The sequence below is a fragment of the Pseudomonas sp. ASL4 genome (assembly GCF_056680395.1).
Genome location: NZ_CM155280.1, coordinates 6,191,245 through 6,207,361 on the forward strand (window position 1 = coordinate 6,191,245; position 16,117 = coordinate 6,207,361).

Annotated in this window: 18 protein-coding genes and 1 riboswitch; of the genes, 3 read left to right on the forward strand and 15 right to left on the reverse strand. The window is 61.1% G+C overall.

All coding sequences use genetic code 11. The annotated features are described in order from the left end of the window. Positions 1 to 26 precede the first annotated feature (26 nt). From AC1MEW_RS28300 to cobO, 14 genes are all read right to left on the reverse strand, one after another. A complete protein-coding gene (locus tag AC1MEW_RS28300) occupies positions 27 to 578 on the reverse strand; it encodes a glutathione peroxidase (protein ID WP_201255958.1) in 552 nt (183 codons plus the stop codon). 56 nt (positions 579 to 634) lie between these two features. Beyond that, complete coding sequence (locus AC1MEW_RS28305; RefSeq protein WP_274610069.1) at positions 635 to 757, reverse strand: hypothetical protein; 123 nt, start codon at positions 755 to 757, stop codon at positions 635 to 637. After that, positions 754 to 1,962 (reverse strand): MFS transporter, encoded by a 1,209-nt coding sequence (locus AC1MEW_RS28310; RefSeq protein ID WP_480424421.1) that lies wholly within the window; start codon positions 1,960 to 1,962, stop codon positions 754 to 756. The genes AC1MEW_RS28305 and AC1MEW_RS28310 overlap by 4 nt, the downstream gene beginning before the upstream one ends. A gap of 52 nt (positions 1,963 to 2,014) precedes the next feature. After that, a complete protein-coding gene (locus tag AC1MEW_RS28315) occupies positions 2,015 to 2,419 on the reverse strand; it encodes a MarR family winged helix-turn-helix transcriptional regulator (RefSeq protein ID WP_201194864.1) in 405 nt (134 codons plus the stop codon). Positions 2,420 to 2,531: 112 nt separating this feature from the next. Then, positions 2,532 to 3,266: an adenosylcobinamide-GDP ribazoletransferase gene (locus AC1MEW_RS28320; protein ID WP_322267813.1), complete on the reverse strand. Its 735-nt coding sequence runs from the start codon at positions 3,264 to 3,266 to the stop codon at positions 2,532 to 2,534. Positions 3,267 to 3,268: 2 nt separating this feature from the next. After that, complete coding sequence (locus tag AC1MEW_RS28325; RefSeq protein ID WP_201255959.1) at positions 3,269 to 3,844, reverse strand: histidine phosphatase family protein; 576 nt, start codon at positions 3,842 to 3,844, stop codon at positions 3,269 to 3,271. Then, positions 3,841 to 4,896 carry a nicotinate-nucleotide--dimethylbenzimidazole phosphoribosyltransferase gene (cobT, locus tag AC1MEW_RS28330; RefSeq protein ID WP_201201912.1) on the reverse strand — a complete coding sequence of 352 codons (1,056 nt, stop codon included), beginning with the start codon at positions 4,894 to 4,896 and terminating at the stop codon, positions 3,841 to 3,843. Before cobT ends, AC1MEW_RS28325 begins: the two co-directional genes overlap by 4 nt. Further along, a complete protein-coding gene (gene cobU / locus AC1MEW_RS28335) occupies positions 4,893 to 5,414 on the reverse strand; it encodes a bifunctional adenosylcobinamide kinase/adenosylcobinamide-phosphate guanylyltransferase (protein WP_480424424.1) in 522 nt (173 codons plus the stop codon). Before cobU ends, cobT begins: the two co-directional genes overlap by 4 nt. 121 nt (positions 5,415 to 5,535) lie before the next feature. Continuing rightward, positions 5,536 to 6,987, reverse strand: a complete 1,452-nt coding sequence (locus AC1MEW_RS28340) for a cobyric acid synthase (protein ID WP_480424426.1) — start codon at positions 6,985 to 6,987, stop codon at positions 5,536 to 5,538. After that, positions 6,984 to 7,976 carry a threonine-phosphate decarboxylase CobD gene (gene cobD, locus AC1MEW_RS28345; RefSeq protein WP_201201909.1) on the reverse strand — a complete coding sequence of 331 codons (993 nt, stop codon included), beginning with the start codon at positions 7,974 to 7,976 and terminating at the stop codon, positions 6,984 to 6,986. Before cobD ends, AC1MEW_RS28340 begins: the two co-directional genes overlap by 4 nt. Then, complete coding sequence (gene cbiB / locus AC1MEW_RS28350) at positions 7,969 to 8,877, reverse strand: adenosylcobinamide-phosphate synthase CbiB (protein ID WP_201201908.1); 909 nt, start codon at positions 8,875 to 8,877, stop codon at positions 7,969 to 7,971. Before cbiB ends, cobD begins: the two co-directional genes overlap by 8 nt. Then, positions 8,874 to 9,524: a 5,6-dimethylbenzimidazole synthase gene (gene bluB / locus AC1MEW_RS28355; RefSeq protein WP_201201907.1), complete on the reverse strand. Its 651-nt coding sequence runs from the start codon at positions 9,522 to 9,524 to the stop codon at positions 8,874 to 8,876. The genes cbiB and bluB overlap by 4 nt, the downstream gene beginning before the upstream one ends. Next, a complete protein-coding gene (locus AC1MEW_RS28360; protein ID WP_480424429.1) occupies positions 9,521 to 10,921 on the reverse strand; it encodes a cobyrinic acid a,c-diamide synthase CobB in 1,401 nt (466 codons plus the stop codon). Before AC1MEW_RS28360 ends, bluB begins: the two co-directional genes overlap by 4 nt. After that, positions 10,918 to 11,529: a cob(I)yrinic acid a,c-diamide adenosyltransferase gene (gene cobO / locus AC1MEW_RS28365; protein WP_054049504.1), complete on the reverse strand. Its 612-nt coding sequence runs from the start codon at positions 11,527 to 11,529 to the stop codon at positions 10,918 to 10,920. The genes AC1MEW_RS28360 and cobO overlap by 4 nt, the downstream gene beginning before the upstream one ends. Before the next feature lie 80 nt (positions 11,530 to 11,609). Continuing rightward, a riboswitch (cobalamin riboswitch) is annotated at positions 11,610 to 11,842 on the reverse strand. A gap of 153 nt (positions 11,843 to 11,995) precedes the next feature. Here cobO and AC1MEW_RS28370 point away from each other — a divergent pair. From AC1MEW_RS28370 to AC1MEW_RS28380, 3 genes are all read left to right on the forward strand, one after another. Beyond that, positions 11,996 to 12,580 (forward strand): hypothetical protein, encoded by a 585-nt coding sequence (locus AC1MEW_RS28370; RefSeq protein WP_201201902.1) that lies wholly within the window; start codon positions 11,996 to 11,998, stop codon positions 12,578 to 12,580. A 70-nt stretch (positions 12,581 to 12,650) separates the two neighbouring features. Further along, on the forward strand, positions 12,651 to 13,964 hold the full coding sequence (locus tag AC1MEW_RS28375; protein WP_201201900.1) for a PQQ-dependent sugar dehydrogenase: 1,314 nt from the start codon (positions 12,651 to 12,653) through the stop codon (positions 13,962 to 13,964). Between the two features lie 104 nt (positions 13,965 to 14,068). Continuing rightward, on the forward strand, positions 14,069 to 15,094 hold the full coding sequence (locus AC1MEW_RS28380) for an IS110 family RNA-guided transposase (protein WP_322269892.1): 1,026 nt from the start codon (positions 14,069 to 14,071) through the stop codon (positions 15,092 to 15,094). A 359-nt stretch (positions 15,095 to 15,453) separates the two neighbouring features. Here the strand turns inward: AC1MEW_RS28380 and AC1MEW_RS28385 are convergent, their stop codons facing one another. Beyond that, positions 15,454 to 16,107 carry a class I SAM-dependent methyltransferase gene (locus tag AC1MEW_RS28385; protein WP_322267809.1) on the reverse strand — a complete coding sequence of 218 codons (654 nt, stop codon included), beginning with the start codon at positions 16,105 to 16,107 and terminating at the stop codon, positions 15,454 to 15,456. Positions 16,108 to 16,117 lie beyond the last annotated feature (10 nt).

Below are 16,117 nucleotides of genomic sequence, written 5' to 3' on the forward strand. Positions count from 1 at the left end.
AGGAGGGGCTTTTTAGTGGCCGTCGATCAGGGCTTCGAGGCGATGGCTTTCTCTACGGCCTCGATGAATTCCGGGTTGTCAGGTTTGGTCAGGCTGGAGAAATTGGCAATCACTTTGCCTTGGCGATCGATGACGTACTTATAGAAATTCCACTTCGGCGCGCTGCTCTGCTCGGCGAGAACTTTGAACAGATGAGTCGCCTCGTCGCCGCGGACTTTCTGCGGCTCGGTCATGGTGAAGGTCACGCCATAGTTGACGTAGCAAACCTTGGCCGTCTCAGCGCCGTCCTTGGCCTCTTGTTTGAAGTCATTGGACGGAACGCCGAGCACCTCCAGCCCTTGGTCCTTGTAACGCTGATACAGCGCCTCAAGGCCTTTGAACTGTGGGGCGAAGCCGCAGAAGCTGGCGGTATTGACCACCACCAGCGGCTTGCCCGCATAACGCTGGCACAGATCGATCGATTCCTTGGCCCGCAACTTGGGCAGCGAGCCCTGCAACAGCTCCGGACACTCGGCCGCTTGGGCCAATCCGGTAAACGCCATCAGCAACGCGGGGACTGCGAGCCAGCGCATCAGCATGTCGGTGCATCCTTGAGGAATCGTCAGAAAGCGAACTTACTCGTCCTCACATCCTGCTAGCAAGCGCCCATGCCCAATTGCATCAGCGCCAGCCCGCCCTGATGCCAACCCCACCACGCCAGGGCCAGCAGCAAGGCGCCGACACCGGCTACAACTATTCGCGGCCAGAGACTGTTCATATCGCGCTCATCTGGGTTTGCAGCCGCGCTACCGGCCGTTCACGCACTGGCCAATTCAGGGCTGCCGCCAACAGACTCAAGAGAATCGCTACCTGCCAGATCAAGTCGTAGCTCCCGGTACGGTCATACACCACCCCGCCCAACCAGCCACCGAGGAACGATCCGAGCTGGTGGAACAGGAAAACAATCCCACCGAGCATGGACAGGTTTCGCACACCGAACAAGGTTGCCACGGTGCCATTGGTCAACGGCACCGTGGACAACCACAGAAAGCCCATCGCCATGCCGAACAGATAAGCACTGGTCGTTGTGACCGGCGCCCACAGGAACAGCCCGATCACCACCGCTCGCAACAGGTACAAACCCGTGAGCAAGCGCGGCTTGGACATCCGCCCGCCGAGCCAGCCTGCCGTGTAAGTACCGAAGATATTGAACAACCCGATCAGCGCCAACACCGTGGTGCCGACGGTGGCCGGCAGGTGTTGATCCACCAGATAGGCCGGCAGGTGCACGCCGATGAATACCACTTGAAACCCGCAGACAAAAAATCCGAACGCCAGCAGCCAGAACCCGGAATGGGAACAGGCTTCACGCAGGGCTTCGGACAAGGTTTGCTCATGACCAAGCACCGGCAGCGGCTTGTCCTTGAGCATGCTCACCAACGGCACGATCAACGCCACCAGCAAGCCCAGCACCAACAAAGCGGCGGACCAGCCGAGCCAGCCGATCAGCCCCAGCGTACCGGGCAACATCGCGAACTGGCCGAAAGAACCGGCAGCGCTGGCGATGCCCATGCCCATGCTGCGTTTCTCCGGCGGCACCGCACGCCCGACCACGCCGAGGATCACTGAGAACGAGGTGCCTGACAGGCCGATACCGATCAACAGACCGGCACTCAGGGACAAGGTCACCGCCGAGTCAGACAAGCCCATGCAGACCAGGCCCCCCGCGTACAACAATCCACCGACCAACACCACTTTTGCGGCACCGAAGCGGTCGGCCAGGGCGCCGGTGAACGGCTGTGCCAGGCCCCAGATCAGGTTCTGCAAGGCGATGGCAAACGCAAAGGTCTCGCGCCCCCAGCCGAACTCAGCGCTCATCGGCGCCAGGAACAGCCCGAAGCCATGCCGCACGCCCAGAGACAACGCCAGAATCAGCGCACTCCCCACCAACACCCAACCGCACGTACGCCACATCGATGTCATTCTTATTCTCCGGTAGCGGGTATATACCCGCTTAAGATCGAACAAACTGGCATCAAGCCAGTTCGTCCAGCAACTTCAGCAAGGTTTCACGTTTTTCGGCGCCCAGACGATCAATCAGCCGCTGCTGCGCCGCTTCCCAGGCCGGCAACGCCGCTGCCAGGCGCTCAGCGCCAGCCTCGGTGAGCCTGACGATGCGATTGCGCATATCCTCGCCCTCGTTCAGCGCCACCAGCCCCTCGCCTTCCAGCACCCGCAGATTGCGCCCCAGGGTGCTGCGGTCCAGGCCCATGGCTTCGGCCAGGGTGGAAATACTCGGTTGATCCAGACGCTGCAGATTGCACAGCAAAGAATACTGGGCAACGTTGATCCCGAAGCCGTCGAGAGCGCCGTCGTAATGCCTGCTGACGCCACGAGCGGCGCGACGCAGGTTGATACATAAACATTGGGAATCGAGCATCGTGCGTGTATATACCCGCGGTTGAATGAAAGCAAGGTTCAAGAATATCGTTATCAGGCAGATCGCCATCGCGAGCAGGCTCGCGAAGGGGCCAGCACATCCACCCCAACAGTCAGCAGACCAACGCCAACCCCACCAACACCACCATTTCCAACAACTCCAACAACGCCCCTGCCGTATCGCCGGTCGTGCCACCCAATCGCCGCTGCATAACTTGCCGCAACCAGACAAACACCACCGCCGCGAGCACGATAGCGAACACGCCGCTCAGCCCAGCAATCAAACCACACGCCAGCGCACTGACCGCCAACACCTGCCAACCGGCCTTGCGCGGCAAATGATCAGCCAGCGCCTGCCCCAACCCACCGGCACGCACATAAGGCGTAGTCAGGAACAACCCCAACAGCGCCGCACGGCCAATCAACGGAACGACGATCAAAACTACGCTGTGTCCCTGCTCGATCAGCGCCAGCAACGCGGCGAATTTAAGCAGCAGCACCAACACCAAGGTCACCACCGCAATCGGCCCGCTGCGCGGGTCTTTCATGATGGTTAGTGTGCGTTCCCGGTCGCCAAACCCACCGAGCCACGCATCAGCGCTATCGGCCAGGCCATCCAGGTGCAGCGCGCCGCTGAGCAACACCCAAGCAGTCAGCAACAATGCAGCGTGCAGCAACAACGGCGCGCCCGACAACAACCCGTTCAGCGCAAACAACAGCCCGCCGAACAGCAGCCCGACCAGCGGATAAAACAGCAGCGAGCGCCCCAATTCCTGAGGCGCCGGCATGCCCGGGAGTCGAATCGGCAGACTGCTCAAAAATTGCAGGGCGATCCAGAAAGGCAACATGATCAGAGCGCTTCCCGCAGCAACAGGCCGGAACCCACCGACAGCGAATACAACGCCGCGTGGGCGACTTCGACATTGAGCAACTGTTCGCGGGGCAAGCCTCGAGCCTGGGCCAGCAGCAATTTCATCACGCCGCCATGGGTGATCAGCAACACGCGCTCGCCCGCGTAGGTCGCGTGCAACCGCTCGACCGCCGCCAATATCCGCGCCGAAAAGTCCGCTACCGGCTCACCCTCAGGCGGGGTAAACGAATACGGATCGGTCCAGAACAACCCCAATGCCTCGGCGCTGGTTTTCATCAGCTGCGCCGTGTTCTGCCCTTCCCATGCACCGAAATGCAGTTCTTGCAGGTCTTTTTCCAGCTGAACCGGCAAGCCGAGTTGCCCGCCCAGTTCCTCGGCGAACCGTGCGCAACGCTGCAACGGCGAGCTGACCAGTCGATCCCAAGGCCCCTGCCCGATCACTGCCGCACGCAATTGCGCCCAGCCCTTGTCGGTCAGTGCGTCGTCGAGGCTGCCGCGCAAGCCGCCACCGAGTTCGGTCTCGCCGTGGCGCAACAGGTCCAGGCGCAAGGTCATGCCGGGCGATCCGCCACAGCGGCTTCGGCGAAGGTCGCCATCTGCCCGTGAAGATCGCACGCCAGACGCAACAACGGCACCGCCAACGCGGCACCGCTGCCCTCGCCCAGACGCAAACCGAGGTCCAGCAACGGCTCGGCGTTCAGGGTTTCCAGCACATGGCGATGGCCCGGCTCGGCACCGCGATGGCCGAACAGCAACCACTGGCGGCATTGCGGATTCAAACGCACCGCGACCAACGCGGCGACGCTGCAAATAAAGCCATCCACCAGCACCGCGATGCCTTCCTGGGCACACGCCAGGTACGCACCGACCAACGCCGCAATTTCAAAACCACCGAGGTTGAACAGGGTTTGCAGCGCATCCCCTCGCTGAGCGCCGTGCAAGGCCAACGCACGCTCAATCACTTGCGCTTTATGGCTGACACCCGCAGCGTTCAGCCCAGTGCCCGGCCCGGTCAGATGCACCACCGGGCAATCCAGCAAGGCGCAGGCCAAAGCGCTGGCTGCCGTGGTGTTGCCGATGCCCATTTCGCCGCCGATGAACAACTGCGCGCCCGCCGCGATGGCGCGCAACACGCTGTCGCGACCAGCCTGTAAGGCCAGTTCGCCCTGGGCGACGGTCATGGCTGGGCCGTTCACAAAGTTGGCCGTGCCCGGGCCGACATTCAGATGCCGCACGCCCGGCAGGTTCAAGGACGGTGTAACCGTGCCGAGGTCGACCACTTCAAGGGAGGCGCCCAACTGCCGCGCCAACACACTGATCGCCGCGCCGCCGGTGACGAAGTTGTGCAGCATCTGCCCGGTGACTTCCTGGGGAAACGCCGACACCCCTTCAGCGACCACACCATGATCACCGGCAAAGATCGCGATCCACAGTTGATCGAGGCTCGGTTTGACCTGCCCTTGCAATCCGGCCAGTTGCACGGCGACCGACTCCAGCCGACCGAGGGAACCGGCCGGTTTAGTCAGTTGCTGTTGACGGGCTTCAGCCTGCTCAACGACTGCTGCATCGATCGGCTTGCACGGGTTGAGCCACCAGGATTGAGTCATAACGCATTACCTTTAAGAGTCAGGGGCAGGCCGGCGACGGTCAGGACGACTCGCTGACAGCGCTCAGCCAAGGCTTGATGCAGCCAACCGGCTTCATCGACATAGCGGCGAGTCAATTCGCCCAGCGGCACGACACCCATTCCGGTCTCGTTGCTGACAAAAATAATTTCGCCCGGCAGCGACGCCAGGCAGTCCAGCAAGGCATCACGCTCGGCCGTCAGGCGCTCGGGGTTGTCGAGCATCAGCAGATTGGTCAGCCACAGGGTCAGGCAATCCACCAGCAGGCAACGCTCGGCACTGGCGTTTTCGCGCAGGACGCGGGCCAGCTCAAGCGGTTCTTCGATCAGCGCCCATTCGACGGGGCGACGGGCGCGGTGATGAGCCACCCGTTCGTTCATTTCGCCGTCCAGCGGTTGGCTGGTGGCGATGTAGGTCACCTGGAGCTGGCTGTCAGTGGCGAGTTTTTCAGCCAGGCGACTTTTGCCGGAGCGGGCGCCGCCGAGGATTAGTTGGAGCATGGTTTATTCCTTTATATGGGCGGTGAGGCGAATTACGCCTTCGCGAGCAAGCCCGCTCCCACAGTTGATCGCATTCCAATGTTGGAGCGAGCCTGCTCGCGAAGGGGCCATCAAACCCACCCTAAAACCCACAAAGTTCACGCAACAGCGCGGCATCCAAATGCTTCTCCACCAAATCCGCCAACCGCTCGATATCGCGTTCGCGCAAGGCGTGATAATCCACCGCCTGCACGTTCTGCAATCCGGCCCAACGCAACAGCGCACTGCTCGCCGCCGGTGACTCAAACAGCCCATGCAGGTAGGTGCCGAAAATCTGCCCGTCGAGACTTTGCGCGCCATCGCAGCGACCATCGTCCAGCTGCACAGCAGCGTTTTCCAACGCCGGTCCAGTGGTTACGCCGGCATGGATTTCGTAGCCACTGACCTCGGCATTTTCCAACGCCAGACGCCCGCGCACATTGCGCAACTGCTTCTCTGCTTCGAGCAAGGTTTCGAACGCCAGCAAACCCAAACCGGCACTGGAACCCGGCGCGCCCTCGAGGCCCAGCGGATCGTGAACCTGCTCACCAAGCATTTGTAGACCGCCACAGATCCCCAACACTTTGCCGCCGTAGCGCAAGTGTCGGGAGATCGCGGTGTCCCAGCCGTTGGCCCGCAGGTACGCGAGGTCGCTGCGCACACTTTTCGAGCCCGGAAGAATAATCAGGTCAGCGGCCGGAATCGCTTGGCCGGGACCGATGAATTGCAGGTCCACTTGCGGATGCAGGCGCAGTGGATCGAAATCGGTGTGATTGCTGATGCGCGGCAGTACCGGCACCACCACTTTCAGCACTTGGTCAGCCTTGTCGGTCTGGCGTTGATCGATGCCGTCTTCAGCCTCCAGGTGCAGGTCCATGACGTAGGGCAGGACGCCGATCACCGGTTTGCCGGTGCGTTCTTCGAGCCAGTCGAGGCCCGGTTGCAGCAGGGCAATGTCACCGCGAAAACGGTTGATGATGAAACCTTTGACCCGCGTCTGCTCGCTCGGCGACAGCAGCTCAAGCGTACCGACCAGATGGGCGAAAACCCCGCCGCGATTGATGTCGGCGATCAGCACCACCGGACAGTCCACGGCTTCGGCAAAGCCCATGTTGGCAATGTCACCAGCGCGCAGATTGATCTCGGCCGGCGAGCCCGCGCCTTCGACCATCACCACCGGATAAGCCGCGCTCAGCCGTTCATGTGAGGCCAGCACCGCTTGCATCGCGATGGCTTTGTAGTCGTGATAGGCGACCGCGTTCATGGTGGTGACGGCGCGACCATGAATGATCACTTGGGCGCCGGTGTCGCTGTTGGGTTTGAGCAGCACCGGGTTCATGTCGGTGTGCGGTTCAAGGTTGGCGGCCTGAGCCTGCACCGCTTGCGCGCGGCCGATCTCGCCACCATCAGCGGTCACGGCGCTGTTCAACGCCATGTTTTGCGGCTTGAACGGCACAACGCTGACACCGTGGCGCGTGACCCAGCGACACAACGCCGTCACCAGCGTGCTTTTACCGGCGTCGGACGTAGTGCCTTGCACCATCAACGTAGTCATCGGGTTTCCTTGGCGAAGGCTTGCAGGGCTTGCTCGAGGCGAGCCTCTTCAGTTGCATCAGCCGGCAAGCCAAAACGCAGGCTGCTGTTGTGGGTGAACAACCGCAGCAAGATCCCGCGCCGAGCCATAAATGCATGCAGCTCTTCGGCGCGCTCAGTGATCAGCCATTGAAACAAGGCACAACCGCCCTGCGGCTTAAGGTCATATCGTTCCAGCAGCGCAGCCAGGCGCTGACTGGCCTCGTCGCTGCGCACCCGTTGCCGGGCGTGCCCTTCAGTGTCCTGCAAACAGGCCTGGCCCAGCACCCGGGTCGGGCCACTGACCGCCCACGGTCCGACTTGCTCAGCGAGCAATCTGAGCAACTTGCGCTCCGCCAGGACGAAACCCAGCCGTACCCCGGCCAGGCCAAAAAATTTGCCGAAAGAGCGCAGCACGATCAGCCCGACCTGATTGGCAAACGCGGCCAGGCTCAGGTGCGGCGTGTTGTCCATGAACGCTTCGTCCACCACCAGCCAGCCACCGCGCTGGGCCAGCCGCGAGTGCCAGTCGAGCAGACGATTCGGGCTCAGGCTCAGGCCCGTGGGATTGTTCGGGTTGACCACTACCAACACATCGAGGCTGTCGAGAAAGAAGTCGACTTCCTGCTCCAGCACTTCGCGCACGATGTAACCGTTACGACGCCACGCCTCGGCGTGTTCGGCATAACACGGCGACAGCACGCCGACCTTACCGGCCCGGCGCAGACGCGGCAGCAACTGGATCGCCATCTGCGAACCGGCGACCGGCAACACCTGGGCGGCGCCGTAGTAATCACAAGCAGCCTGCTCCAGACCGTCATCGGTTTCCGGCAACCGCGCCCAGGCTCGTAACGGAATTTCAGGAATCGCAAATGGCCAGGGTGCCAGGCCACTGGACAGGTCGAGCCAATCGGCTTCGGCGATGCCGTATTCGAGCGCCGCCTTACGCAACCGGCCACCGTGCTCAAGCATAGAATTCAGCCCCCACGCAGAGAATCAGCAGCCATAACCATACGCCGCGCTGGACCAATTGCCAGCCACGGTCGATGGAGTCGGCATCCGCTGGCGCGCCTTCACCGAGTTGTGGACGCTGATGCAATTCACCGTGATAAATCGCCGCCCCGCCCAGCTCGACACCCAGCGCACCGGCACCGGCCGCCATCACCGGGCCAGCGTTCGGGCTGTCCCAGGTCGGGCCCTGGGTACGCCAGCATTTCAATGCGAGTCGGGTTTTGCCCAACAGTGCGTAGGTCAACGCCACCAAACGTGCGGGAATGTAGTTGAGGACGTCGTCGATTTTCGCCGCCGCCCAGCCGAACCGTTCGAAGCGTTCGTTGCGATAGCCCCACATGGCGTCGAGGGTGTTACTGAGTCGATAGAGCACCACGCCCGGCGCACCGGCCACGGCAAACCAGAACAGCGCAGCGAACACCGCGTCACTGCCGTTTTCCAGCACCGATTCGGTGGCGGCGCGGGCGACTTCGGTTTTATCCAGCTCACTGGTCTGGCGGCTGACCAGATAACCCACGCGTTTACGCGCTTCGTCCAAGTCATCGCTGCGCAGGGCCTTGGCCACCGGCTCGACGTGTTCGCCAAGGCTGCGCATGCCGAGGGCGCAATACAGCGCCAGAATCTCGACCACCCAACCGACATAAGGCGCCCAGGAAAGCGCCGTAACCAACAAGGTCAGCGGCAACACCGCGATCACCCACGCGGTGACGCCGTGACTGCGCCAACCGCGACCGCCGGAGTTGAAACGTTGCTCGATGCGATCGGCAAAACGGCCGAACGCCACCAGCGGATGCCAGCGTTTGGGTTCACCCAGCAGCGCATCCAGCGCAACCGCGGCGACACTCAATAACGCCACACTCATTGACTCACTCCCCAATAGTTTTCATACAGCAATTCACTGAGCGGGCGCGCCTGCGCCCAGCCTTCGAGTACCAACATCGGCGCCGGATAGAATTCCTTGACCGGACCCAGGCAAAGAACCGCCAGCGGTTTGGCACCGACAGGCAAACCCAGCAGGTCCGCCAGAGCTTGCGGCTCGAACAGCGACACCCAGCCCATCCCCAGCCCTTCAGCGCGGGACGCCAGCCACAAATTCTGGATCGCGCAGGACAGCGACGCCATGTCCATTTCCGGCAAGGTGCGGCGACCGAAAATGTGGCGTTCGCGATCATCCATCAACGCTGCTACCAACACTTCGGCGCAGTCGTTGATGCCTTCGACCTTGAGCTTCATGAACTCGTCGGTGCGCTCGCCGAGGGCTTCGGCAGTGCGGATGCGTTCTTCTTCTACTAATAACTGGATCTTGCCGCGCAGGGCTCGATCGCTGATGCGGATGAAGCGCCATGGCTGCATCAGGCCGACGCTGGGTGCCTGGTGCGCGGCTTCGAGCAGGCGCCGCAGCAATTCAGGCTCGACAGTGCCGCCGCTGAAGTGGCGCATGTCGCGGCGTTCAGCGATGGCGCGGTAGACGGCGGCGCGTTCGGCTTCGGAGAAGGCGTTGTCGGTCATGGCCGCTTCGCGAGCAAGCCCGCTCCCACATTAGATGGCGTGCTGCCTGACGAAACGCGGTCAACTGTGGGAGCGGGCTTGCTCGCGAAGGCGGCCTCAAGATCAGGCGCAAACAGAGCGGCAATCGCCGACGGATTCGACGGGAAATAAAAGTGCACATAAGAGGCTGTCATCCGCCCCTCACGATAAACCGCCTCCGCCCCGCGCCCGCCATTCGGGCTCAGGCCCCGGGCAATCGGCTCAAGCTCAGTGCTGGTCAACGAGTGATGATAGGTGTGCCCGCGCAACAAACCTTCGGGCAACTCGACCGCTTGCAACGCCAACGCCGCCAGACGTTTTTGCATCACCGCATCCCCCGCCAGCAAGCCGACCAGTTCAGCGCGAGTGCCGTCGACATCGGTTAAGGAATCGAGCAGATACAGCATGCCGCCGCACTCGGCCAGCAATGGCTTGCCCGCCGCATGGTGTGCGCGAATAGCGTTGAGCATCGAAGTGTTTTGCGACAGGGCGACATGGTGCAGTTCAGGGTAGCCGCCGGGCAGATAGAGGCTGTCTGCCTCCGGCAACTCGGTGTCGCGGATCGGCGAGAAAAACGCCAACTCGGCACCCATCGCCCGCAGCAAATCCAGGCTCGCACCGTAGGTGAAGGCGAACGCTTCGTCACGGGCCACGGCGATGCGCACACCCGCCAGCAACGGCTCGGCGCTGATCACATCCGGGGCGGCGAATTCGACGGCCGGTGGTAGCGCCACCTCGCAACTACTGGCCAACGCATCGGCCGCCGCATCGAGGCGCAGATCGAGATCATTCAACTCGCTGGCCTGCACCAACCCGAGGTGACGGCTCGGCAGTTCGATCCCGGTTTCCCGGGACAACGCACCGTACCAACGCAAGCCTTCGGTCAGGCTGCCTTCAAGCAATTGCGCATGACGCAAGGTGCCGACGCGGTTAGCCAACACGCCGGCAAACGGCAAGTCCGGCTGATAACGCGCCAAGCCCAGGGCCAACGCACCAAAGGTCTGAGCCATGGCGGTGCCATCGATCACGCCAAGCACCGGCACACCGAAGTGTCGCGCCAGGTCAGCGCTGGATGGCGTACCGTCGAACAAGCCCATGACCCCCTCGATCAGAATCAGGTCCGCTTCACCCGCCGCTTCCCACAACAGCCGACGGCTTTCCTGCTCGCCGACCATCCACATGTCCAGTTGATAGACCGGCGCACCGCTGGCGCGCTCGAGAATCATCGGGTCGAGAAAGTCCGGGCCGCATTTGAATACGCGCACCTTGCGCCCCTGATTGCGATGCAAACGGGCCAGCGCAGCAGTGACAGTGGTCTTGCCCTGACCGGAGGCCGGCGCGGCAATCAGTACCGCCGGGCAATGACGTGGTTGATTCACAGCTCGACGCCTTTTTGCGCTTTGATCCCGGCCTGGAACGCGTGTTTGATCACGTTCATTTCGGTGACGGTGTCGGCCAGCTCGATCATTTCCGGCTTGGCGCCGCGACCGGTGACCACCACGTGTTGCATCGGCGGACGGGCCTGCAAGTCGCTGAGGACTTGATCGAGATCGAGGTAACCGTGTTTGAGGGCGATGTTCAGCTCATCAAGCACCACCAGGCCAATCGACGGATCGCGCAGCAACTCGCGGGACACGGCCCACGCGGCTTCGGCGGCGGCGATGTCACGCTGGCGGTCCTGGGTTTCCCAGGTGAAGCCCTCGCCCATCACGTGAAAACGCACTTGCTCCGGGAAGCGGCGGAAGAACAACTCCTCGCCTGTGCTGTTGCGCCCCTTGATGAACTGCACCACACCGCACTGCATGCCATGGCCCATGGAACGGGCGAGCATGCCGAAGGCCGAGCTGCTTTTGCCTTTGCCGTTGCCGGTCAGCACCAGCAGCAGGCCGCATTCGTTCGGCGAATTGGCGATGCGTTCGTCAATCACGGCTTTTTTACGCAGCATGCGCGCCAGGTGGCGTTCGTCACGATCGGGGGTATCAGTCATGGGGAGCTCTCCGTTGAGGCTGGATAACGGCGGGCAGGCACAAGAATAGATGGCAAGAAGCCTGGCATCGCCCACCGTGATGCCGCTGGATGGATCAGGCCGGTCTCCGGGCTCATGAGCGGCATTACGCCTGGCTGCGCGCCTTCCCATGTCGAGTTAAGACACAGTGGCTCAGGCGCAGCTTTCTCTCATTTACCGTTGCGGGGGCAGCGCCGGGATCGTGGTTCTTCATCTATGGAAGAAATCACTCACCGGCTTCCCTGTTTCACTCTGTCGACCGCGGTCACAGAGCACCTGAAACAAGCCGCGAAGGTTAGAGGGTTGGGGGTGGAGCGTCAATTAAAGCCGGGGCGCCATCCGGCGAAAAACTGCCGTCGATCAACTTACTGACGCCAATCTTGCGCCACACTCCCAGCAGTGATATCAAAGAGCCACAACTCACAACACAATAACAAGGGTGAGCCACATGCAAGGCATGATCATCAGCAATCCGAAGCTGGAATTCCTGCGCCCGCTGCTGGAACGCTGGTTTGACTGTATCGACCGTTACAACGCCGTGCGCGGCGATAACGACACACCTTACTGGTTCGACGAAAAAGCCAACCTCGGGCTGCTCTCGGCCGCCGCGTGGATGGCCGAAATGGTCACGTTGCAACAGACGCCGAGCCGCAAACAGACCGAAGAAGGCGAACGCAATGCCCGAGCCGATTTGTTGATTGCCAGCAGCGAAGCTCGCGCTTTTATTCAGGCCACCCAGCGTTGGCCAAGGGTCAATAGCCTGAATCTGACGCAAGCCCTGGCCGATATCACCAGCGAGGCGAAGCGAATCAGCCACGCCAGCGACCTGAAACTCGGCTGCCTGTTCGCCGCGCCACAAAAAGCCCAGCACAGCGCCACCCCGGAAGAACTCCAGGACATGGTCGACGACCTGCAAAAGGAACACACCTGCGCCGTGGCCTGGTATTTCCCTTACGCCTATCGCAAGTTGCGCAACGAAGCCGGCAACTATCACCCTGGTATCGCCGTACTGTTCAAAGAGGCCCGTGGTTGACGGGTTGAACCATCGCGTCTTTTCTCTTCTCTATAATTAAGACAATGCATTCATAGGGAAGAAGATCAGCATGCTCAAGCTTCAGTTCGTTCTCGTCATAGCGCTCGCCGGAGGGCTCGCCGCCTGTGGTGAATCCTCCAGCCTGCAAGTCTCGGACGGCACCGGACCGTCGCCCAAGCTGCCAGAACCGAACAAGACCCTGATCCCGACAGTCAACATCGCCCCGGCGATCGGCTGGCCGGCCGGCGCCAAACCCATTGCGGCCGCAGGGACGCAGGTCGCGGCATTTGCCGAAAACCTCGATCACCCGCGTTGGCTCTACGTGCTGCCCAACGGCGATGTGCTGGTGGCCGAAACCAACGCACCGCCCAAACCCGATGACAGCAAAGGCATTCGCGGCTGGGTGATGACGAAAGTCATGGGCCGCGCTGGTGCCGGCGTACCGAGTCCGAACCGCATCACGCTGCTGCGGGACAAGGACCACGATGGCGTGGCCGAAACCCGCACGGTATTCCTGGAAAACCTCAACTCGCCATTCGGCATGACCCTGGTCGGCAATGACCTGTACGTCGCCGACACGGATCGCCTGCTGCGCTTCCACTATGAAACCGGCGATACGACGATCAAGTCACAGCCCATTAAGGTCACCGATCTGCCGGGCGGCACGATCAACCATCACTGGACCAAAAACGTCATCGCCAGCAAGGACGGCAGCAAGCTGTACGTGACGGTGGGCTCCAACAGCAACGTCGGCGAAAATGGCCTGGCGGCCGAAGAAGGTCGCGCGGCGATCTGGGAAGTGGATCGTGCCACCGGCAATCACCGGATCTTCGCCTCGGGCCTGCGCAACCCGAACGGCATGGACTGGGAACCGAACAGCGGTGCGCTCTGGACCTCGGTCAACGAGCGGGATGAAATCGGCAGTGATCTGGTGCCGGACTACATCACCTCGGTCAAGGACGGCGCGTTTTATGGCTGGCCGTTCAGTTATTACGGGCAACACATCGATGTGCGCGTCGAGCCGCAGAACCCGGAGCTGGTGGCCAAAGCCATCGCCCCGGATTACGCCGTTGGCCCGCACACCGCCTCGCTGGGGTTCACCTTTGCCGAAGGCAGCAAACTGCCTGCACCGTTTACCAACGGCGCATTCGTCGGCCAGCACGGCTCGTGGAACCGCAAACCGCATAGCGGCTACAAGGTGATTTTCGTGCCGTTCGCGGCAGGCAAGCCGACCGGGCAGCCGGTGGATGTGCTGACCGGATTCCTTGATAAAGATGAAAATGCCATGGGTCGGCCGGTGGGTGTGGTGATTGATCAGCAGGGAGATTTGCTGGTGGCGGATGATGTAGGGAACAAGATTTGGCGGGTTTCGGCGGCTAAATAAGCCTCCAACGCCAACACACATAACAAATAATGAAATAGCTCCCCCCGCCGCCCCCTGTGATCGCCCACTAAGCTTTCACAGGGGGCTCATCGGAGACCGTTGCCATGAACAAAGTAGCTATTGTCGCCATCGATCTGGGAAAACACAGCTTTCATCTGCATGCACAAGATGATCGTGGTCATGAGCTTTACCGCAAAAAGTTTAATCGGGCGGCGCTCATCCAGCATCTGGCCAATCTCGAACCCTGCACCGTTGCGATGGAAGCTTGCGGCGGAGCCCACTTCATGGCGCAGGAAGTCTCAAGACTGGGGCATATACCCAAACTCATTGCTCCGCATCTCGTGCGTCCGTATGTGAAAAGCAACAAGAACGACTTCGCTGATGCCGAAGCGATCTGCGAGGCTGCAACTCGTCCAACAATGCGCTTTGTGCCGCCTAAGAATCAGGCTCAGCAGGCGCTGGCCATGCTCAACTCGACACGTGATTCGTTCATCAAAGAACGTACTGCTACCGTCAATCGGATTCACGCAGCCCTCCTGGAAGTCGGAATCAGCTTGGCCCCAGGCTTCAAGTCCATCAAAGATCTTCCAGCGCTGCTTGAAGCGCATCCACTTCCCGATTCCATCAAAAAACTACTGACCAGGCTGCGTGAGCACTTCAATTACTTGCACGAGCAGGTCAAGGCTTTGGATAAGGAAGTGGAGTGCCAAGCCGCTGAAGATGATCTGGCTGTTCGCTTGATGACGATGCCGTGTGTCGGCCCGATCACCTCCAGCGTCCTGGCTGCCGAGTTGGGCGATGGCAAACAGTTCAAGTGCGGCCGAGGCTATTCGGCCTCGATCGGGCTAGTGCCCAAACAACACTCCACGGGCGGAAAAACCGTACTTTTAGGCATCAGCAAGCGGGGTGACCGAAACCAGAGACGTCTGCTGATCCAGTGTGCCCGCGTCTATCTGATGCAGTTGGATCGACAGAAAGGAGCGCTGGCGGACTGGGTCCGACGGCTATGGGACAACCATCACTCCAATCATGTGGTCTGCGCACTGGCCAACAAACTGGCGAGAATCGCCTGGGCGATTGCAGCACACCACACCGAATTCGATGCGGGGCCAGGCGCGATGAACGCCTAACCCCGCAGTCACCCGAGCACCACCCACCTGGTTTGCGATGCTGGATAACAGATGACGTGAACGGCCAACCGGCCTGACGAAAACCCTGAGCTCCCACACGGCTGAAAGGCCGTCCAAGTAATTAGGATCGCCGGGCATCGATTCTCATCAAGGCGCGAATGGACCAACCTCCACTCAGACGCCGGATAGATGAAAGCAAGCCAAACACATCATCAAAAACAGTATTGCAGAAAAGGGGGGAACCATAGATGTGGGAGCGGGCTTGCTCGCGAAGGCGTCATGACATTCAACATCTCCGTTGACTGTTACACCGCTTTCGCGAGCAAGCCCGCTCCCACATTTTTAATCGGTGTCAGCGCTTACCTTTTGCGGCAAAGGGTTAAACCATCACCTATCGGCAACATCGACAGATCCACCCGCACGTCATCCTTCAAAGCTCGATTGAGCACCTGTATCGCTCGGGTGTCTGCGCTCTCCGGATTTTCCTCAAGCACCCGCCCGCTCCACAGCGTGTTATCAAACACCGCCAAACCACCGACCCGCAGCAAACGCAGGGCGTGCTCCAGATAACTCGAGTAGTTAGCCTTGTCAGCGTCGATGAAGATCAGATCAAATTGCCCTGGCTGCTCCAACAGAGCCAGGGTTTCCAACGCAGGTGCCAGACGCAGATCGATACGTTCGGCCAAGCCCGCCTCCTGCCAGTAACGCAATGCAGTGGCGTTGTAATCGCCTTGGATATCGCAACAGATCAGCAAGCCGTCGTCCGGCAATGCCGCCGCCATGCACAAAGCGCTGTAACCGGTGAAGGTGCCGACTTCCAGCAAACGCCTGGCGCCGGTGAGTTTGACCAGCAACGCGAGGAACTGCCCTTGCTCTGGCGCGATCTGCCAGCGCGCCATGGGCAGCATCTGGGTTTCGTCACGCAAACGCTTGAGCAGCGGCGTTTCCCTGAGGGAAACGTCGAGCAGGTAGTGGTACAGGGAATCGTCGAGATTGAGCGTGCGAGTGGTCATGACAGCAACC